Annotated in this window: 17 protein-coding genes; 5 read left to right on the top strand and 12 right to left on the bottom strand. The window is 68.4% G+C overall.

From position 1 onward, the window contains the following. Positions 1–93: 93 nt before the first annotated feature. From OV287_RS39960 to OV287_RS39950, 3 genes are all read right to left on the bottom strand, one after another. Complete coding sequence (locus OV287_RS39960; RefSeq protein ID WP_267542505.1) at positions 94–519, bottom strand: HAD-IA family hydrolase; 426 nt, start codon at positions 517–519, stop codon at positions 94–96. A gap of 216 nt (positions 520–735) precedes the next feature. After that, positions 736–1,878, bottom strand: coding sequence for a M57 family metalloprotease (locus OV287_RS56270; protein ID WP_308809772.1), 1,143 nt, complete (start codon positions 1,876–1,878; stop codon positions 736–738). Between the two features lie 706 nt (positions 1,879–2,584). Further along, positions 2,585–2,758, bottom strand: coding sequence for a hypothetical protein (locus OV287_RS39950; RefSeq protein WP_267539282.1), 174 nt, complete (start codon positions 2,756–2,758; stop codon positions 2,585–2,587). A 71-nt stretch (positions 2,759–2,829) separates the two neighbouring features. Between OV287_RS39950 and OV287_RS39945 the strand changes: the two genes are divergently transcribed. Next, positions 2,830–4,179, top strand: coding sequence for a hypothetical protein (locus OV287_RS39945; protein ID WP_267539281.1), 1,350 nt, complete (start codon positions 2,830–2,832; stop codon positions 4,177–4,179). 454 nt (positions 4,180–4,633) lie between these two features. Continuing rightward, positions 4,634–7,657, top strand: coding sequence for a sensor histidine kinase (locus OV287_RS39940; RefSeq protein WP_267539280.1), 3,024 nt, complete (start codon positions 4,634–4,636; stop codon positions 7,655–7,657). A 44-nt stretch (positions 7,658–7,701) separates the two neighbouring features. On the opposite strand, the gene OV287_RS39935 is transcribed toward OV287_RS39940, so the two are convergent. Together OV287_RS39935 and OV287_RS39930 are read right to left on the bottom strand one after the other, a co-directional pair. After that, entirely contained in the window at positions 7,702–8,658 is a 957-nt protein-coding gene (locus OV287_RS39935; protein WP_267539279.1) for a phosphoribosylaminoimidazolesuccinocarboxamide synthase, read from the bottom strand. A gap of 46 nt (positions 8,659–8,704) precedes the next feature. Then, positions 8,705–9,220, bottom strand: a complete 516-nt coding sequence (locus tag OV287_RS39930) for a hypothetical protein (RefSeq protein WP_267539278.1) — start codon at positions 9,218–9,220, stop codon at positions 8,705–8,707. A 136-nt stretch (positions 9,221–9,356) separates the two neighbouring features. Here OV287_RS39930 and OV287_RS39925 point away from each other — a divergent pair, with 136 nt between their 5' ends. Further along, positions 9,357–10,130: an RNA methyltransferase gene (locus tag OV287_RS39925; RefSeq protein ID WP_373371865.1), complete on the top strand. Its 774-nt coding sequence runs from the start codon at positions 9,357–9,359 to the stop codon at positions 10,128–10,130. Here OV287_RS39925 and OV287_RS39920 read toward each other — a convergent pair. From OV287_RS39920 to OV287_RS39910, 3 genes are all read right to left on the bottom strand, one after another. Next, a complete protein-coding gene (locus OV287_RS39920; RefSeq protein ID WP_267539277.1) occupies positions 10,127–10,393 on the bottom strand; it encodes a vegetative protein in 267 nt (88 codons plus the stop codon). The genes OV287_RS39925 and OV287_RS39920 overlap by 4 nt on opposite strands. 143 nt (positions 10,394–10,536) lie before the next feature. Beyond that, positions 10,537–11,715: a S1C family serine protease gene (locus tag OV287_RS39915; RefSeq protein ID WP_267539276.1), complete on the bottom strand. Its 1,179-nt coding sequence runs from the start codon at positions 11,713–11,715 to the stop codon at positions 10,537–10,539. Between the two features lie 89 nt (positions 11,716–11,804). Beyond that, entirely contained in the window at positions 11,805–12,095 is a 291-nt protein-coding gene (locus tag OV287_RS39910) for a hypothetical protein (RefSeq protein WP_267539275.1), read from the bottom strand. A gap of 101 nt (positions 12,096–12,196) precedes the next feature. Between OV287_RS39910 and OV287_RS39905 the strand changes: the two genes are divergently transcribed. Continuing rightward, positions 12,197–13,279, top strand: coding sequence for a CFI-box-CTERM domain-containing protein (locus OV287_RS39905; RefSeq protein WP_267539274.1), 1,083 nt, complete (start codon positions 12,197–12,199; stop codon positions 13,277–13,279). Next, positions 13,276–13,884 (top strand): TlpA family protein disulfide reductase, encoded by a 609-nt coding sequence (locus tag OV287_RS39900; protein WP_308809771.1) that lies wholly within the window; start codon positions 13,276–13,278, stop codon positions 13,882–13,884. Before OV287_RS39905 ends, OV287_RS39900 begins: the two co-directional genes overlap by 4 nt. Positions 13,885–13,889: 5 nt before the next feature. On the opposite strand, the gene omp85 is transcribed toward OV287_RS39900, so the two are convergent. From omp85 to OV287_RS39880, 4 genes are all read right to left on the bottom strand, one after another. Further along, positions 13,890–15,254, bottom strand: coding sequence for an Omp85 family outer membrane protein (omp85, locus tag OV287_RS39895; protein WP_267539273.1), 1,365 nt, complete (start codon positions 15,252–15,254; stop codon positions 13,890–13,892). 17 nt (positions 15,255–15,271) lie between these two features. After that, positions 15,272–16,408: a DUF819 family protein gene (locus OV287_RS39890; RefSeq protein WP_267539272.1), complete on the bottom strand. Its 1,137-nt coding sequence runs from the start codon at positions 16,406–16,408 to the stop codon at positions 15,272–15,274. 4 nt (positions 16,409–16,412) lie between these two features. Further along, positions 16,413–17,744: a pyridoxal phosphate-dependent decarboxylase family protein gene (locus OV287_RS39885; RefSeq protein ID WP_267539271.1), complete on the bottom strand. Its 1,332-nt coding sequence runs from the start codon at positions 17,742–17,744 to the stop codon at positions 16,413–16,415. Positions 17,745–17,865: 121 nt separating this feature from the next. Further along, the gene (locus tag OV287_RS39880) at positions 17,866–19,617 is read right to left on the bottom strand and encodes an OmpA family protein (protein WP_267539270.1); all 1,752 of its coding nucleotides are present in this window, start codon (positions 19,615–19,617) and stop codon (positions 17,866–17,868) included. Positions 19,618–19,717 lie beyond the last annotated feature (100 nt).

Below are 19,717 nucleotides of genomic sequence, written 5' to 3'. Positions count from 1 at the left end.
GGCGGCCGAGCATGCGGGACGACCCCCGTCTTGCGGCAAGCCCCCTCTCACAAGGTATAAACCTAGAATCAGGGAGAGTAGGGCTCTTCCTCTCTATCCCGGCCGGGCGAGCACGAGGTTCTCGCGGGCGGCCCACTGTGCGAGGTCCTGCCGCTGCAGCGCCGCGGTCATCAAGCCCGGGAGCTGGTCGAGCATGCAGGCGAGGGTCGGAATGCCCATTCCGGCGAAGGCCGCCGCGTGGCGCGTGTCGTAGCCCAGCCCGCCTCGGGGGTCGTGATGAGCAGTCACACATTCGGCACGTGCCTGGAGCAGGACGTCACACGGGAATGTGGTGGTCAACGCGAGGCACCGGGCGCCAGCGGCCAGGGTGGCACGGTCTCTGAGCACGGCGTCCTCGACCACGAGGCACCCGGTGGGCGCCACGCCCGGCGCCGAGGCCGCCTTGATGTACATCTCAGGGTCCGGCTTGCACCGGGCGACATCCGCCGCCGTCACCCGCGCGTTGAATCTCTCCCGCAGGCTCAGGTGCGACTAGGGAGAGTTCGGTGTTCATGGGCACCGCGCTCGCCGCCACCGCCCGGGGCACCCCGCCCGCCGAAGGGCTTCGAGGAACTCCCGCAGGCCAGGTCGAACAGGACGGCGTCGAAAGGGTAGGGCCGTGAACCCCGAGTGCTTGTTTGTTCTTGTTCGTGCATGACTCGGAGGTAACGGCCGTACCCCGTCCTGAGGGCCAGGTCAGCGGTTGATCAAGCTGTAGTTGCCGCTACCGGTGCTGCTGTGAGCTCCACCCGTGGGACAAACCGAGCCGGGATTGCCGCCAAAGAACAGCCCCTGGCACTTGTTGCACCATCGCCAGTTCGACTGCAGATCGGGGGCGCTTCCCGCGTCATGGAGCAGATGGTAGTCCCCGCTACCGGTAGCATCGTGGGCGCCACCCGTGGGACAAACCGAGCCGGGATTGCCGCCAAAGAACAGCCCCTGACACTTGTTGCACCATCGCCAGTTGCTCTGCCACCCAGTCGTGGATGCCAGACTGTGTCCGAGATGGTAATTGCCGCTGCCGACGTTCTCGTGCGCTCCCCCGGCCGGACACTTGGAGCCGGGATTGCTGCCGAAGAACAGCCCCTGGCACTTGTGACACCACCGCCAGTTGCTTTGCGTAGGCGTGTACAACGTCCTCATCGCGGAGAGGTCGCCGGGGGCGAACTCGCCCGTCTCGATCGAGCGGAAGCAGGAGTTCATGAGCGAGCCGCCGGAGGTCGCCGTGGTCGGCGTGCCCGGGATGTGGATCGCGCCAACGCCATCGTCGCCCTCGTTGCCGCCGGTGCCACAGCTGATGCTGCGGTTGTAGTAGTCCGAGTGGCGGAACCCGATGGTGTGGCCGATCTCATGCGTGATGACGTGCTCGATCACATCGACGCTGTATGAGGCGAGCCCTCCGCCGATGTTGATCGTCGAGTACGGCAGCCCGCCGGACGGGAACCCGGCCGAGCCTCCGACCAGGCCCGGTTGGAGCACCGCGTTGATGGTGAAGCTGCAGCCGCTGCTCGGCGTCCGTGCCATGGCGAAGGTGAGCGGTAGCTCGTCGTAGTTCTGGATCGCCAGATCGAGCGCCGTGCTGAACACGCCGGTGAACGTCGAGCCATTGATGCAGATTTTCGACAGTGACGTGTTGATGAGGTTGGTGGTGCGGTATTGCTCCTCGGTGGAGTTGCCGCGCTCGAGCATCTCGCGCGATGCGGCCAGGGACACCTCGGCGTCCCGCCCGACGTAGACCTTCCCGTCGACGACCATGATGTCATCGGCCGGGAACCCGGCCTTGACCAGATTGCCGAGGACCTCTTGCGTTTCATCGGGTTGCCCGGCGCACCCGGACATCAACGCAATGCATCCCGCTGCAAGTACAAGACTTCTCGTAAACATGGAGCCCCCTTCGGTTTGACTTGTGTCTCCGAGGCCGCCGTATCGCGGCGAGCCCCCCAGCGACACGTGCGCAACGTAGTCGAAGGAGTAGAGCCTCCTCAACCAGTCAATCCAGGTTTCCTAGCAATCAACGAATGCTGAGCAGGTGAGAATAAGCTCTCACGACGAGGAGGGCCTGTGCTGCGAGGTGCCTACCACGACACCGGCACGGTCAATCCCACATCAGGGTCCGGAATGCGGCTGGCAATTCCTGGAGGCCCAGGCCCTCGATGGTAGTTTCACCGTGTGCTGGCTCCTTGAAAGAGGCACGCCAGCACAAGGTGAAGTCCGTCTACCAGCGGCGCATCAACAAATGCTGAGCCGGTGAGAAAAGGCCCTCCATGACGAGGAGGACCTGTGCTGAACCGAGGTAAAAGGAGACAGCGGACACATTCACAGTTCAGGTCTCGAGGCATGGAATCTCTGTGACGGGTTTTGGGGTGGCGTATTGCGGTGATACCGGTGACGGCCCGAGCCGGCTGTCAGTGCAGATTGAAGACTGGAAGGATGCCGACGCAGCCATTGCCATCGTGGAGCGGGTGCTTCAAGAGTTGGGCATCGGCGACTCCGACTCCTTCGGGGTGAGTGTGCGTGGAATAGACTGTGCGGAAGAAGCGGTCGCTCACGGGCGCGTGTCGCTCATGACGCTTCCGAGCCACCCCATCAGTGCCCGCCGCCTGGGTACGTCGAGGTGCTCCGGCGGGTGGAGCACGGGAGAGAGGGGCTCTACCTCGTCGGGCTCGACTACCACGTGGGCTTCCTCTGGAACGACGGCACTCAGGTCCTCATGTGCCATGTGCCACCGTCATCGTGTTACACCCCACCCTCATGTTCTTCTGTTCAAGGCGAGTCATCGCTTCCCTGTGTATGTCGGTAGGCTTGTCGCTGCTGTGTGGCGCGTCCGTGGCCGCCGAGCCCTCCCCCGGGGACTCGCCCCAGCGGGTGACGCCCGCGGGCGGGTTGTTCAGCATCGAGTTTCCCGCGGCGCCAACATGCAACGCGAATCCGGTCGAGCCGGACTGCCACTATGTGTACCCCTCGGAGGGGTGGGTCTTGAGCGCGTCGCTCTCGCAGGTCGAATCCTCGGAGCCGCCCGCCAGGTCCCTCGAGAAGCAGCTGAACACGAGTGCGGAAGACGGGAGCTTCCGGATCGTCCGCCAGGAGATCACACACGTCGGCGACCTCCCCGCTCTCGACTACCGCTTCGAGTCCACCGACGAGTCGGCCTATCGGGCAGTGGGGCGGTTGGTGCTCATCGGCGCGCGGATCGTCACCCTCGAGGTGGGCGGTGACACGCTGCCCTCCGAGGATGCCATCCAGCGCTTCATGAACACCTTTCGCGTGGAGGGCCAGCCGGGGAAGTCAGAGGCCGTCGTGAGCTCGGCTCCGGAGCCGCAGCCCTCCGCCGCTCCCAGTCCCACGGAGCCGGCAGAGGTTCCCCAGCGAGCGCAGGCGTCCTCCGCTTCGCTCCAGTCCGAGCCCTCTTTGCAGTCCATCACCGCGCGGATGCAGGCCTCACTGCTCAAGCCAGGCAAGCTCCAGTACCAGAGCATCCAGGAGAAGCTCCCCGGAGAGGGGATGCCTTGGAGCTTCTCCGTGGGGACGGCCAAACGCATCATCCAGCGCAAGCGCGACAAGAAGCGTGACGCGCTCATCATCATCGAGACGGGCCGCACCCAGGCGGGGACGTTCGAGCATCGCTTCTGGCTCGATGCGAAGACCTTGCTTCCCTACCGGTGGACGAGCCGGTCTCCCGGTTCCTCGACGCGGCTGGAAGTCATCGACGGTTTCCTGCATGCGGACGGCAAGGGCGCCAGCGCGGTGAAGTTCAACCAGCACCTGGGAGACACGCCGCTCTTGTTCCCGGGCGCTCCGCTGGAGCTTGCCCTCTCCACGCTTCCCCTGGCGCCGGGTTTCACCGGGAGCGTCCGGGTGCTCGACCCGGGGGGAATGGCTACAGGAAAGCCCTTCTCCACCTGGCGGGTTTCCGTTCCCTTCGCCGGCCCGGTCACGGGTCTCGCGAGACTGAAGAAGGACGTCGCGAGCTACAAGGTCGAGCTGCTCGAGTCCACCGGGGAGAAGGAACTGGAGAAGGCGCCGCGGAAGATCATCCTGTGGATCGAAAGCGAGGCGCGCCGCGTGCTGCAGGTGGAGACCGAGGCTCCCTTGTCGCGAGGCGGTATCAGGAGCGTTCAGACGCTCCAAGCCCAACGTTGAGCCTCGGTATCTCGGAATGCGCCGGTCATCCTTGTACCGCCCCTGCTTGCTCCTGGGGAAAGCATTCAAATCCTTGAGCGCCTTCTCCCGGACCATCTCTCCAGGGACTTTTCATCGCCCCGGGCTTCTTCGAGGAGCTGCTCTTCCGCGGCATCGTCTTCCGGCTGTTCGTCGCGACAACTACTGACACTCACCGCTGCCGCCCCCCTTCTGGGGGCCGCCTGGGTCGGCGTGTGCCCCATGAGGGCTGCACGGCTTGTCCACCAGCCTGGTGCACAGCACGGGCGGCACCCGTCTGCCTCCTTCCTCGCCCCCTCTGCACCAGCCCCCCTCAACAGCGCCCCAATTTCTCCTATGCTCAACGCAGCGGTGTTTTCCTTGCAATGAGGATGTGGTGACCGGACTGGCGGACGAGCGAGGCTGCAGAACCTGTTCGGCGAGGAGGGGAGCGCGCGTGCGCGCGAGCCTCTGGCTGGCGGGGTGCTTCCTGCTGCTGACGCTCGGCAACGTCGCCCATGCGCTGGACGCCACGCGCCACATCGGCCAATTCCATCACACCTCCTGGACGGTGAAGGAAGGCGCACCGGGGCAGATCACCGCGCTGGCGCAGACGCGCGACGGTTATCTGTGGCTTGCCACGCAGATCGGCCTGTTCCGCTTCGACGGCGTGCAGTTCGAGCGCTTCGACCCGCCGGATTCCAATGCCTTCCCCGCCACCAGCATCTCGGCGCTGTATGCGCCGGAGAGCGGCGGGCTGTGGATCGGCTTCCGCTATGGCGCGGTGAGCTTCCTCGAAGGCGATCGGCTGACTCATTACGGCGAGGCGCAGGGCCTGCCGACCAGCACCGTGTTCCGCTTCGCACAGGACCAGGGCGGCACGCTGTGGGCGGCCACGTTCACCGGCCTGGTCAGGCTGAAGAACAATCGCTGGGAACGGCTCGGCGCGGAGTGGCGGTTTCCCGGGAAGCAGGCGCGCACCGTGTTCGTCGATCGCGCCGGCACGCTGTGGGTGGCGACGGAGCGCGGCGTGGCGTTCCTGCGCAAGGGCGCTGCCGCGTTCGAAAGCGTGGCGGCGCCGGTCGGGCGCATCAGCCAGATCGCGCAGGCGCCCGATGGCGGCATCTGGATCGCCGAATCCGACGGCGCCGTGCGCCAGTTGCCGCTGGATGGCGGGCGTCCGGCGACGCAGGCGCTGGCGCATCCCTCGGCGGGCCTGCTGTTCGACCACGACGGTGCTCTGTGGGCAACGACGCTGGGCGAAGGCCTGTACCGTCTGCAGTATCCGACCCCGGTGAACGATGCCGCCTTGAATGCGCAGGGCAGCGCGTTCGAAGCATTCCGGAGGATCGACGGGCTCAGCTCCGATTACGTGCAACCGGTGCTGGAGGATCGTGAAGGCAACCTCTGGATTGGCAGCAGCCGTGGACTGGACCGCTTCCGCCACTCGAACGTGGTGCCTGCGCTGCTGCCGGATGGCGCGCAGGACTTCGCCATCGTGCCGGGTGATGCGGACACGTTGCTGACAGGCAGCCGCAACAACCCGCTCATGCGCCTGCAGGGGCATCGGCTTTCGTTCCTCGAGCTGGCGCCTCCCATCACCGCGGCACATCGCGACAAGGACGGCGTGATCTGGCTGGGTGGGCCGAACGGGCTGTGGAAGCTGCAGGGCGGGCGGCTCACGGAAATCACCGCGTTGCCGATCGACAAATACTCCGGTGTCCAGGCGATCGCGAAGGGCCGCGATGGTGCGTTGTGGGTGTCGTTGAACACACCGGGCGTGTGGCGCCTGTCCGAAGATCGGTGGCAGCACTTCCAGGATCTGGAAGGCATGCCCGAGGGTTCCTCGCCGCTCACGCTGCTGTGCGCGTCCGACGGCACGCTGTGGATGGGCTTCGCCCGCAACAGGATCAGCCGGATGAAGGAGGGCGCGATCCATGAGCTGGCCAGCGCGCAGGGCCTCGCGGTGGGCAATGTCACCGCGCTGGTCGAAGGCTCGAACGGCATCTGGATCGGTGGCGAACGCGGACTGGCGTCGTTCGCGAACGGCCGGCTGCGCAGCATGCACGCGGCGGAGGAAAGTCCGTTCCGCGGCATCACGGGCATCGTCGAAACCCGCAAGGGCGATGTGTGGTTGAACGGCGCTCGCGGCATCGTCCATGTGCCGTCCGCGCAACTCGCGCATCTGTTCGACGAGTCCGGTCGCGGGCCGGCCTACGAGCGCTTCGATTTCCTCGACGGCGTGCCAGGCATCCCGGCGCAGTTCCGGCCCATTCCGACGGCCGTGGAAACCGGCGACGGCAAGCTGTGGTTCGCCACCACCGGCGGCCTGGTTTCGATCGATCCCGCTTCGATCCGGCGCAACGCGATTTCGCCGCCGGTGCGGATCCGTTCGGTCGTCGCGGACGGGCACGCCCATGCGGTGGGTGCCGACCTGCTGCAACTGCCTGCGGGCATCCGGAACCTGCAGATCGCCTACACCGCGCTGAGCCTGTCCATCCCCGAGCGCGTGCGCTTCCGCTACAGGCTCGAAGGCCACGACGAGTCATGGCAGGACGCGGGCACGCGACGCGCGGCCTTCTACAGCGATCCGGGACCGGGCACGTACGTCTTCCGCATGATGGCCGCCAACAACGACGGCGTGTGGAACGAGGTTGGGGATTCGCTGACGCTGACCATCGCGCCGCTGTACTACCAGACCACCTGGTTCCGGGTGCTGTGCGTGCTGCTGGTGCTGTCGAGCGTGTGGATCGCCTACCTGCTGCGGCTGCGCCATCTGGCCCAGCAGATCCGCCTGCGCCTGCAGGAGCGCTACGGCGAGCGCGAGCGCATCGCGCGCGAGCTGCACGACACCCTGCTGCAGGGCACGCAGGGACTGATCCTGCGGCTGCACGCGACCAGTCAGCGACTGCGCGAGGAGGATCCGGTGCGGCAGGACCTGGAGAAGGCCATGGATCTGGCCGAGCGCGCGCTGGCCGATGGACGCGACCGCGTGCGCGGCCTGCGCGGCGATGTGCCGTACTGGCACGATCTGGGCAGCGCGCTGCTGCACGTGCGCGACGAGGTGCACGTCCAGTCGCTGCCGGACATGCGCCTGAGCGTCGAGGGAAAGCCCAGGCCGCTGTTGCCCGGTGTCGCCGAGGAGCTCTACCTGATCGGCCGCGAGGCGGTGCTCAACGCGCTGCATCATGCGCGCGCGACCACCGTCGAGATCGAACTGGGCTACCACCCGCGCGAACTGCGCCTGCGCATCCGCGACGACGGCGTCGGCATGCCCGAGCAAGCACCCAGCCGGCCCGGCCATTGGGGGCTGGACGGCATGTACGAACGCGCCGAGCGCATCGGCGGGCACCTCGACATCCTCTCCGGCGTCGGCGCGTGGACGGACGTCGACCTGCGCCTGCCCGCGGTGGCCGCCTACCCGCGCCGCCGTCGCTCGCGCTGGTCCGCGTTCAGGCGCTGGGCGCTGCGCAGGTCCTGACGCATCTAAAGATTTCGCGGGGATCGAACCCGCCGCCAGAGGCTTCAGAGGTACCCGCGTGCCTTCAGGTTCTTCTCGATGCGCGCGTGCACGTCGCCCACGTTCAGCGCCAGCGGCGTGCCGGTAATCCGCTCGTAGGCCGCGAGGTACTTCTCCGCGAGCTCCACGCGCACGTCATCCGGAATCGCCGGTGGCGTGCCCTGGCCCTGGAAGCCTCGCTCGCGGATGAGCCACTGGCGGATGTTCTCCTTGTCCAGCATCCGCTGGTCTTCGCCCTTCGCGAAGTGCGCCTCGTACTCGTCCGCCACCCAGTAGCGGCTCGAGTCCGGCGTGTGGATCTCATCGATGACGTACAGCTCATCGCCCACCTTGCCGAACTCGTACTTCGTATCCACCAGAATCAGCCCGCGCGTGCGCGCCCACTTCTGGCCCTCGAGGAACAGCCCCCTGGCCGCCTCGGTGATGCGCGCCCAGTCGCGTGCGCTCGCCAGGTTCTTCGCCAGAATCTCCTTCTCGGAGATGGGCTCGTCGTGCTGGCCGTACTGCGCCTTGGTGGACGGGGTGATGATGGGCGAGGGGAAGGCCTCGTCCTTGCGCATCCCGTCCCCGAAGGGCACCCCGTAAGCGGTGTGCGTGCCCTTCTGGTAGTCGCGCCACAGGCTGCCCGTCAGGTAGCCGCGCACCACCACTTCCACCGCGAAGGGCTCGCAGGCGCGCGCCACCGTTACGTTCGCGTCCGGCACGTCCAGCACGTGGTTGGGGACAATGTGCTTCGTGCGCTCGAACCAGAACGTCGCAAGCCGGTTGAGGACCTCGCCCTTGAAGGGGATGGTGGTCAGCACATGGTCGAACGCCGACAACCTGTCCGAGGTGACCAGCACGAGCCGGTCTCCCTGGCGATAGGTGTCACGGACCTTGCCCTGGTAGTGCTGACCCAGGGCCGAAAGGTTCGTCTGCCGGAGCGTATGCGGGAGCTGCGCGTGGAGTGCGGAGGTGTTCACAGGAGGCGCCTCGAGCCCCGACACGGGGCGGGAAGGAGGCGCGACTCTACTGACCCGCGCCCGGCAGGGAAGCGGGACCTTGGGCCGCCGCCATGTACAGGAACGCCGGGTTAATGCGCAGGATGCCGTCCACGTATGCCGCTGCGTACGGCGCGGCCGAAGCCCGATCCACCTGCACCACTCCCGACGGGTTGATTCGCCAGTGGGCCAGCAGCGTCCGGGCGACCAGCTCGGCCGCCTCGCGCTCGGACAGACCCTGTAGGCCCTCGCGCCGATCCTCCGGCCAACGCTCGCCTGCCCGCCCATCGAAGATCAGCTGCAGCGGCGCGCCCGCGTCCGGCGCCAGGAGCAGATCCGTCCGCGCCTCGAAGCCCGGGGCCGCCACCAGCTCACCTTGCTGTGTGATGGGGAACAGCACCGGAGCCTGTGCGGCCTGGCCCGCCTCCAGCTCGGAGATGCGGGCCACCTCGCGGTACAGCTCCAGGCGAGTGGAGGACGTCTCGAACTCGAGCAGCTCGGGCGGATTGGTGAGTGCTTGACGCGCGCCCAGCGAAGCGCGCACGGGGGCACCCCCGACGCCACAACCGGTCAGGGTTACGAGAGAGAGGAGCAGGCTTGCGACCCAGCGACGCATCACCCGGGAATATACCGATGCGGGTCTGACACGGAAAGCTAAACTCGGAGGCATGCTTGCCGCTGTGAACTTGACCGTCGTTCTCCACCAGACGCGATCACCGGACAACCTGGGGGCGGTGGCTCGGGTGATGGCCAATTTCGGCTTTTCCCGCCTCATCCTCTCAGATCCTGCCACCTACGCCTTCCGCTCGGCCGAGCGTCTGGCCGTCAAAGGGGACTCGGTCCTGGACGCCATGGCCGTGGCCCAGAACCTCCCCGAGGCCCTCAAGGACTGCGTGTACGCAGTTGGCACCACTTCTCGCACCCAAATCGAGGGGCGCGTGGCCCTCACCCCCGAGGAGGCGGTGGCGCGGCTGGCGGATCAGAGCCGGCGGGGGAGGGTGGCGCTGGTGATGGGTGGAGAACAGCGGGGGCTGTCCAATGAGGAGCTGGCCTTCTGCACGGACTTCCTCGTCATCCCCACCAGCGAGGTGCAGCCGTCGATGAACCTGGCGCAGGCGACGGCGGTGCTGCTCTACCTGTGCTCTCGCGAGGGTCGGAAGCCCGCGGAGGCGGTGGCCCCGGTGGCGTTGGAGCAGCAGGGCGCGAAGATGGGGACGGTGCGCGCGCTGGGCGAGCGGATGCGGCAGGTGATGCTGGAGGCGCAGTTCCTCAACCCGCAGGCGCCGGAGCACATCCTGCGTGAGCTGGAGCTGAGTCTGTTGCGTGCGGAGCTCACCCAGCGCGAGGCGGAGCTATGGCTCACGGCCTTCAAGCACGTGGGACGAGCGATGGCCGGGGGCAAGGGCACTCCCGGAAAGGGAGCGCCCTCGCGAGGTCCCAGCCAGGACGGCTAGGCGGCTTCGGCCTTCTTGTACGTCTCGCCGTAGTGCTTCTCGCACAGGCCGGCCTTGGCCGTCTTCACGCGGCAGTCCGGCTTGGAGCAGGTGCGGTAACGGGCGTGGGGCAGCTCGCCCTGCCGCCACTTCTTGAAGTGGAAGAAGCAGTAGCTCTTGGCGCGGTAGGGACGCTTGCAGCCCTCGACACTGCAGGCCTTCTTGCCACCGGCCTTGGCCACGCGGGGCCACTTCTTCAGGGTCGTCTTCTTTGCTTCAGCCATGGAAATGCTCCTGTTGCGATAACGGTGCCTCGCGTCACCATGGAGGGACCCGCGGGGCGCAAAGGCGCTGTCTGTAGCTCTGGCCGTATCGGAACGCAAGGAGGCAGGCGGGGAGGCGGGCTCATCCCCCCCGTTTTTCGGGCTTATGGAGAGGGAGCGTCCGAGCCACCGCTGCCCCCTATTCCCGGCTGTCCCTCGGGGCGGGCGCCCTTGGAGGGGGCGGCGGCGGTGGGGGCGACCTCCGGGCCCTCGGCGGGGAGCTCCTCGAGCTTCACCCTCAGCCTCAGGGGTCGCTCCCCTCGGCGCACGCGGAGCACCACGCTGTGGCCCACCCCTCGGGCCGCCACCTGCCAGCGCAGCGGGGCGGCGCGCTCCACCTTCGAGGTGTCCAGGCCCTCGATGACGTCACCCACCTGGAGCCCGGCGCGTGAGGCGGGGCCTCCATCCGTCACCTCCGACACCACCACGCCCCGGGCGCGAGCCAGCCCGTAGGCCTCGACGGCGTCCGGGGTGCAGTCCAGCACGGACACGCCCATCCACCCGCGGCGCACGCGCCCGTACTTCTGCAGGTGCGGCACCACCGCCTTGGCGATGTCCACCGGGATGGCGAAGCCGATGCCCTGGCCCGCCACGTTGACGGCGTTGGCGATGGCCACCACGTCCCCGTGCACGTCCAGCACCGGTCCGCCCGAGTTGCCCGGGTTGATGGAGGCGTCCACCTGCATGTAGTCGAAGTCCCCGTCGCGCCCGTTGGGCGTCACGTCCGTGCGGCCCTTGGCGCTCACCACGCCCGCCGTCACCGAGTGCGTCAGCCCGAAGGGGTTGCCGATCACCACCACCCAGTCCCCCACGTCCACCCGCGAGGCCGACGCCAGCTTGAGCACCGGCAGCTTGCGCCCCGCGTCCACCTTCAGCAGCGCGAAGTCCGTGCGCTCGTCCTCGCCCACCAGCTCGGCGGGGTACTCCTCGGGGTAGCCGCGCTCGGAGAGCACGGAGATGGAGATCTCCTCCGCGCCCTCGATGACGTGGGCGCTGGTGAGGATGTAGCCGTCCGCATGGATGATGACGCCCGAGCCGATGCCCTTCTGCGACTCGCCCTCGGCGTTGGTGCCTGGCTGGCGTGTGGTGATGGACACCACCGCGGGCATGGCTGCCCGGGCCACCTGGCTCAGCACGGAACGTTCCTGGCGGACGGAGTGCTGTTGCGCCTCCACCCACAGCCGCTCGCTCTCTCCGCGCCGGGCTCCCCAGGCTGGCGCGCCCAGGGTGCCGCACAGCAACGTCGCCAGCGAGACACTCCTCCACCACCGTCCACCCGTCATCGTCCCGCCTCCGACCCCGCCCGCTTCGGGAGAAGCTAGGGAGGGGGGGACCGGAGGGGAAGCGGGGTGCCCGGCAAGGGTGGGGAACCCTACTTCTTCTGGGCGATGATGCGGTCGATCGCCGCCCGATCCTCGTTGGTGATGCGCTCGCGAGGCGCCGAGGCGGCCTGTTTCGTCGTCCGGTTGACGGCGTCCTTGGCCTCGTCGAGCGCGTCACGCAGCTCGCCCTTCACCTTCTCCACCTGGGTCGGCTGCACGTGCCGCTTCCACTCCCGCTGCACGTACTCCAGCGGCGGCCGCCCATCGATCTCCCCGCTCGCCAGGAAGACCCCGAGTCCCACCGCACAGCCCGTCCACACCAGGAACTTCAAGAAGCCCATGGTTCACATCCTCCTACCCCCTCATACATGGGGGAGGGGAGGTCGGCCAGTTTCTGTCAGGAGGAGGGGAAGAGCGCTGACAGCGGACGGGGGGGACTCTAATGTGCGCGGCCTTGCAGCCCGACGAGCTCTTCCAGGCCGCCCAGCAGCGGGCGGCGACGATATCCCTTCCGCGAGCGCAGGAAGCGCAGGAGCAGTTGCGCGCGCAGGCGCTGGCGCTGTTTGCCCGAATTCCCGAGCCGCCGGTGTACCACCGGGCGGAGGATCCAGCCCGAAAGGCAGCGGAGTCGCTGTTGCCGGAGTTGGAGAAGGTGCTGGCGCTGGCGTTGGCGGTGGCGCGCGAGGCGGGGCATTGGGAGGCCACGGAGCGAATCCTCGCGGCGCTGAAGGCTCATGGCGAGGCGCTGTGCCACACGGAGGGCGGGCGGTTGGTGCAGGCGGAGGAGGCGTGGCGGCGGGCGTTGGAGCTGGAGCGGCTGGCACACCCCACGCGGGCGCTCGGGACGAAGGAGACGGCGCCGCAGCCGGTGTATGACCGGACGTCGGGGGCCTCGCGCTTCGATCCGCGGCAGGAGTCGGTGGCGCAGGTGAAGCTCGTCTGCCCCAACACGGGCTGCAAGCGCATCAACGACTACGGGTATGTGACGGGGCCGGGGACGCGCCGCTACGTGTGCCCGGCGTGCGGTACGCCCTTCCTCGCGTACTTCGGCGAGCTGCGCGGGCTGGAGATCGAGCACAAGAGCAGCTCCCGGCGCTACTACTTCACGGTGGACGAGGTGAGGGGCTCGGGCAGCGCGCGCATCGAGTTCGAGGAGGCGAGCGGCGAGGAGTTCCCGGTGGCACGGAGGGACCTGCTGGTCTTCCTGTACACCGAGGCGCGCGAGCTGAAGGTGGTGCTGAACCTGACGAACAACCGGCTGATGTGGATCTCGCCGGCGGGCTCGTGCTTCGTGGTGACGGCGGCGTTCGGGGAGGGGGCACCGGAGCTGGTGGCGTTCCGGGAGTTCCGTGACGAGGTGCTGCGCCGCCACGGGATGGGGCGGGAATTCATCCGGGTGTACTACCGGTATGGGCCAGGGGTGGCGGAGTGGGTGGTGAGGAGGCCGGGGGTGAGGCGAGGGGTCCGTGGGGTGCTGAAGCAGGTGCACCGGGTGTTGAAGACGACGAGGAGCGCAGGCACGTGACGGAGCAGCGGAACGGAGACGCCGAGGGGCGGCTGGAGCAGGTGGGCGAGGGGAGCGCGCCGAAGCCCGAGCAGCATGGGTGGAGCAAGGTCCTGCTGGTGGTGACGGCGCTGCTGGGCCTGGCGGGGCTGGCGTACCTGGGGGTGCAGGAGGCGCTGCGGTCGCGACTGGCGTCGGACGGGACGACGGCGCCGTCCATCTCGATGCAGACGTACGACGGCAAGAAGATGTCGCTGACGGATCTGCGGGGCAAGGTGGTGATGTTGGACTTCTGGGCGACGTGGTGCCCGCCGTGCCAGGCTGAGATGCCCCATCTCATCAAGCTGGCGAAGGAGTACGAGTCGAAGGGGCTGGTGTTCGTGGCGGCGAGCCGCGACGAGATGCCGGACGCGCCGCTGTTCGTGGAAGAGTATGTGGTGAGCCGGATGCCGGACCTGGCGCCGTACGTGGTGTACGCGCCGGACGAGATGGCAGCGGCGTTTCAGATTACGGCGTTGCCGACGCTCTACTTCCTGGACCGAGAGGGCCGGGTAATCGACGCGCAGCGGGGAGCGATGTCGGAGGACGCGCTGCGCCGGCGAATCGAGAGGGCGCTGGAGCAGTAGCCCCCTCAGAACAGGTGGTTGAAGTCCAGGTAGAACCCCGAGGTTCCGTCGCGAGGGCTGACGCCGTAATCGAGCCGGAGGATGAAGTTGTCCTCCCAGGCGATGCGAAGCCCGCCACCGCCCGCGTAGCGAGGGAGCCCGCTGTCGAGGAAGCGCAGGTCCGTCCAGGACTGTCCGGCGTCGAGGAAGGCGACGAGGGTGAAGTCCAGCCCCTGGTTCCAGGGGGCCACCGAGAGGAACTTCCACCGCAGCTCTCCGTTGGCGAGCGCCTTCACCTGTCCTTGCAGCCGGTTCTTCAAGATACCGCGCGCGGTGTACACGCCGCCGATACCGCCCCAGCCCTCGCGCCACTCCACGCCGCTGAAGGAGGAGAGGAGGACGAAGGGGACATCTCCGCCCATCACATCGACGAAGAGGCGCAGGGCGGCCACGAGCCGGTCGTCCACCACGGGGTGATAGAAGCGCAGGTTGGCGGTGGCGCCCCAGTAGGAGAAGGCGCTGCCCGTCACCCCGGCGGCTCCGCGGAGCGCGAGCTCGTGGAACATGCCGCGAATGGGGGCCGGCTCGTTGTCGCGCGTATCCAACAGCAGGCCCGCGGTCACCTCGGCGGTGCGGAAGGAGGCGGGCGCGTCCGAGTCTCCGCTCAACCCGGTGAGCAACCCCGCGCGAGCGTCCTCCACCAGCCGCGAGTCGCGCGACTGCCCCAGGTCCTTCGCGCTGTAGCGCATGTGCACGGTGGTGAGGCGGAAGCGGTAGCCCAGCGCCACCTGCCAGGGGCCACTCAGGGGCCGGCGCACGTTCAGCATCACGCTCGGCAGGGAGCGCTGCTCGAAGGTGTAGTAGCGCAGGCCGCGGAAGTTCGGGTTGCCCGGGCAGGCATTGGGGTCTGACTCCAGCGCACCGCGGTCCTCGCACGCGGAGAAAGCCGGCTCGTAAGCCGCCGAGCCTCCCTGTCCGTAGTACGGCGAGAAACGGTCGTTGAGCAGGCTGACATCCACACCCAGGCGCCAGGGGGAAGACAGCAAGCCCGGTGCGTCCACGATGAGGCGGTGCATGCCCAGGCCGGCCGTTGTCTGGAAGAACTGCGCCACGAAGGCCAGGCGGTAGGGCCGCTGGGTGCCATCGCCCGAGTCCACCACCATCAGCCGTGCGCCGTAGCCGAAGCCCTCATCGCTGTTGAAGTTGACCAGCGGCAGACCCTGCACGCCCCAGCCCGTCCGGGGCGCTTGGGCGGGCGCGGACGCGGGCACTGGAGCCGGCGCGCTGCTGGGGGCCTCGAGGGCTTCCTTGGGGGCCTCCTCTGCCCACGCGGGGGTGGTGGCCAGGGCGGCGGTCAACACGACTGCCCACGTCGTCCGAGTCGGATACATGGATGACTCCAGGTACGTCAGGGCCGCAGCAGCCAGGCCACGGCGAGTCCGAGGTAAGTGCCCACGGCGTAGCCCATGATGCCGGTGGTGAGGCCGGACACCATGAGCTCGCGGTTGCGCAGCGCGCGCGCCACCGGGCCGATGAAGGGCGGACCGAAGATGGTGGCGGTGGAGGTGATGAGGGCGGTGTCCGCGTCGATGCGGAAGAGAGCGGCCAGGGCGAAGTGGAGCGCCACGGCGAGCACCACCACGCTGGCGCAGAAGACGAAGACGAAGAGGCCCGTGTTCTGCATGCGGCTCGCGTCCGCGAGTGTGCCGACGGCCACGCAGAAGACGAGCAGTGCGTAGTCTCCCATCTCGTAGCTGCCCGGCAGCTCGCGCACGGTGGGCACGAAGGACGCGGCCAGGCTCAGCGAGGTGATGAGCAGCAGCACCACTGGCGCCTCCAGTGAGCCGAACACCAGGATCGTCCCTCCCACGGACACGCCCACGATGAGCGCGGCGAGGAGGAAGGCCAGGGCCATGCCGCGCATCCTGCTCCAGGTGAGGCCCGGCCCCCGCTGAGCCTCCTGCGCCTCGTTGTCGTCCCAGCCGGTGGCATTCGGGAAGCGAGGCAGGAAGAGGAGGGCAATCCGCTGTGCCACCGTCACCAGGATGAGGAGGTAGATGGCGCCGACGACAATGTCCGCGGTGTTGAGGAGGATGAGGGTCTCCTCGCGGACCCGGAGCGCCAGCCCGATGGCGTTCATGTTGGCGGTGCCGCCCGTGTAGACGCCCACCAGCATGCCGGACATCTTCCACCACTCGTCCGAGCGGTCCGAGAGGGCGAAGCCCACGACCGCGGCGCTCACCATGGCGGACAGGCAGGCCAGTCCGAAGGACAGCAGCGTGGGACGCGCGAGCCGCAGCCACCGGGGGACGTTGGTGGTGAAGAGGAGCAGGGGGATGGCGAGGGGCACGGCGGCCTCGCTCACCGAGAGGCTCAACCGCTCCTGCAACCCGAGCCCCGGCACGTTGCCCAGGATGATGCCGAAGGCGTAGCAGACCACCACGGGGCCTACCCAGGCCACGGGCTTGAAGTAGCGCGCGGCGAGCAGGGCGAGCCCCGGGAAGCCCACGAGGGCGAGGACTTGGAAGAGCCCCGTTGTATTCATGAACTCACTCCTGCTCGGAGGCGTCGTACAGCCCGTCCATGAACTGGAGGATGAAGCCCTCGGCGTCCTTGGGGTCGGGGAGGGCGCCCAGCATGCCGTACATGGCCGCGCTGCCATCCGGGGCGGGCTCACCGGAGGCGAGGCTGGCGGCGCACGCGCGCAGGTCCGCGAGGAAGGGCTCCACCACTGCGGCATGCGCGGGCGTCACCATCAGATGCAGCGCGGGAGGCATCATCTGCCGGTCCAGCTTCCAGCCGCGCGCCTCCATGGCATCGCCCAGCGCGTAGACGTCCAGGGTGTCCGAGGTGAAGGCGAAGACGCTCAGTGGGGGCCGACCCAGCAACCGGAGCCCGGGGACGGCGGCGATGCCCTCGCGCAGCGCCTTCGACGTGTCGAGCACCGTGCGGGCCAGCCGCAGGTAGCCCTCCTCGCCGAGGTACTTGAGGATGGCCCAGGCCGCGGCGATGGCGCCACCGGGGCGGGTGCCGGCCATGGAGGGCGAGGCGTAGATGCCGCCGCTCCAACCGGCGTAGGTGAAGAACTGGTGCCGGCGCAGCTCGGGCGTGCGGTAGAGCACGATGGAGGCGCCCTTGGCGGCGTAGCCGTACTTGTGCAGGTCCGCCGAGAGGCTGGTGACGCCGGGCACGGCGAAGTCGAAGTCGGGGATGTCATGGCCGAGCCGCTTCGCGAAGGGCAGGAGGAATCCGCCGAGGCAGGCATCCACATGGAAGAGGACGCCCTTCTCCTGGGCCATGGCGGCGAGCTCGGAGATGGGGTCCATCACCCCGTGCGGGTACGAAGGCGCCGAGCCGACGACGAGCACGGTGCGCGGGCCGATGGCGGCGCGCATGGCGTTCACATCCGCGCGGAAGTCGGGGGCGACGGGGACGTTGATGGGCTTCACCCCGAAGTAGTGGGCGGCCTTCTGGAAGGCGGGGTGGACGGAGGCGGGCAGCACCATCTCCGGCTCGGTGATGCCGCGTTCGGCGCGGGCGAAGTCGCGGGCCGTCTTGACGGCCATGAGGATGGACTCGGTGCCTCCGGACGTCATCGTCCCCGCGGCGGTGTTGCCGTGGAAGAGCTCTGTGGCGATGGCGAGCACCTCGGCCTCGAAGCGCCTCAGGCTGGGGAAGGCCAGGGGGCTGAGGCCGTTCTCGGACATGAACTCGGTGTAGGCCTCGGCGGCGATACGGCGGATGTCCTCGCCCGCGTTGTAGACGAGGCTCCACGTCCGTCCCTCCTGCCAGCGCGCATCTTCGGTGCGCATCGCGCGCATCCGCGCGAGCACGTCCTGATGGGACAGACCCTGGGTAGCCAGGCGGGGGCTCTTCGACATCGCAACTCCGGGAGTAGGGGAGAAAGGCTGCTCCCAGCACTATAGGTGAAAGGCCGTGGAGATTGCTCCCGGCCTCCGAGCCCCGGCACGCCCCGCTACAGCCGTGCCGGCCTCCCTTCGCTCACCGCTTCCCGGCCTCGCCCTCGCCCTTCTTCTCCGCGGGGACGGTACGGGCGGGGGTCTCGATCTCCGACTTGATGAGGCGGAAGTCGACGCGGCGGTTCTTGGCGCGGCCGAGCGCGGTGGCGTTGGTCGCGATGGGCTTGGACTCACCGAAGCCCTTGGCGCGCAGGCGGTGGGCCTCGATGCCCTTGGAGACGAGGTAGTCCAGCACCGACTGGGCGCGCCGCTGGGACAGGTTCAGGTTGAGGGTGTCGGAGCCGACGTTGTCGGTGTGACCCTCGATGAGGACGGGCCCGAGCTCGGGGTTGCGGTCGAGCACGATGGCCACCTCGTCGAGCAGCTTGAGGGACTGCTTCTGGATCTTGGCGGAGCCTGTCTCGAAGAGGATGTTGCCCTTGATGCGGATGCGGTCCGACTCGATGACCACGAGTGGCGGGTTGTCGATGGGGCAGCCATCGGCCTCGGGAGTACCGGACTGGTCGGGGCACGTGTCGACGTTGTCGGGCACCTCGTCGCCGTCGGTGTCCGGGCAGCCGTCATAGCCCTGGGGGCCGACCATGAAGGGGCAGAGATCCTGGCCGTCGGGCACGCCGTCGCCATCCGAGTCACCGCAACCGCCCTTGGCCTTGTCGCCAGCGGAGTTGGGGCACTGGTCCTCGCCATCTGTGATGCCATCGCCGTCGTTGTCCGGGTCCGGGCAGCCGTCGGAGTCGCCGAAGCCGTCCAGATCCTCGGCTTCCATGGGGCACCTGTCGCGCGAGTCGGGCACGCCGTCGCCATCGGAGTCGACGAAGGTCTCGTCGTAGCGCAGGGCGAAGATGACGCGCAGCTCTTCGCGGCCGTAGCCGCTGCCGAGCGTCACGCCACGGCCCACGTCCAGCTCCAGGCCCCAGCCGCCGTAGATGCGGGCGCGCACGCCGCCGAGCACGCTCCAAGGCGTCTTGAGGGAGTCGGCCTGGCTGAAGTTGAAGGGCGCAGAGGCGGGCGTGGCCAGGTGCATCTCGGCGATGGCCTGCACGTCGGTGAGGCGGCCCACGTTGGGCAGGTCCACCACGGCGCCAGCGCCGAACGTCACCTCGTTGCCGACGTAGAGATTGAGGTACTGGGCATGCTGCGGGCGCAGGCGCATGCCCAGGTTGCCGAGCACGCGCACCGGGCCGAAGGCGCGCTCCACGGCGATTCGCGGAGCCAGCAGCACGCCCTGCTCCCCGAGGAAGCTGTCGCCATTCCCAGTGGGCAGGCGCACCTCGGCGGAGAGGGCGACGCCGACGGGGAACTCCTCGGGCAGCAGAAGGAAGAGCCGGGGTTGGAGCCGCACGTCGCCGAAGCCGGTGCTGCTTACGCCGGCGGCGCCGGGGAAGTCCGGGGCATTGAGGGCGTCGCGCAGCAGCTGGAAGCCGTCCCCCTGCGCGAGGGTGAAGGGCACGTCCGCGGCGAGCTCCAGCCGGCGGTGCAGCTGCCAGGCGAAGAGCGCGTGGGCATCGAGCCGGTAGGGGATGAGATCTCCCAGCTTCTCGTCGCCGAGCTTGAGGGCGAGGATGCCGCGGTTGTAGTCGAAGAGCAGGGCACCCCGGAAACTGCCAGCGGGCTCGGCCGTGGCGCCGTCGAGGGCGATACCGCTCTTCTGGGCAGGGGTGGCCTTCAGCGGCACGGCGTCGAAGCCGCGCGCGAAAGGATCATGGTCCGCCTGCGCTGCGACACCGGCCAGCAGCAGGCACACCACTGCGAGTCGGGTTGCTGCGCTTCGCAAGGACCGCTCCCAGGGAGAGGCCCGGAAATTCGGGCCTTCGTATGGGTCGGCTCATACCACCCACTCCCGGGGGGCGAAAGAAAACCCCCGCGAGAGTGCC

The sequence above is a fragment of the Archangium lansingense genome, assembly GCF_026626635.1.
Lineage (GTDB): Bacteria > Myxococcota > Myxococcia > Myxococcales > Myxococcaceae > Archangium > Archangium lansingense.
This window is presented reverse-complemented; position numbering and strand designations above follow the sequence as displayed.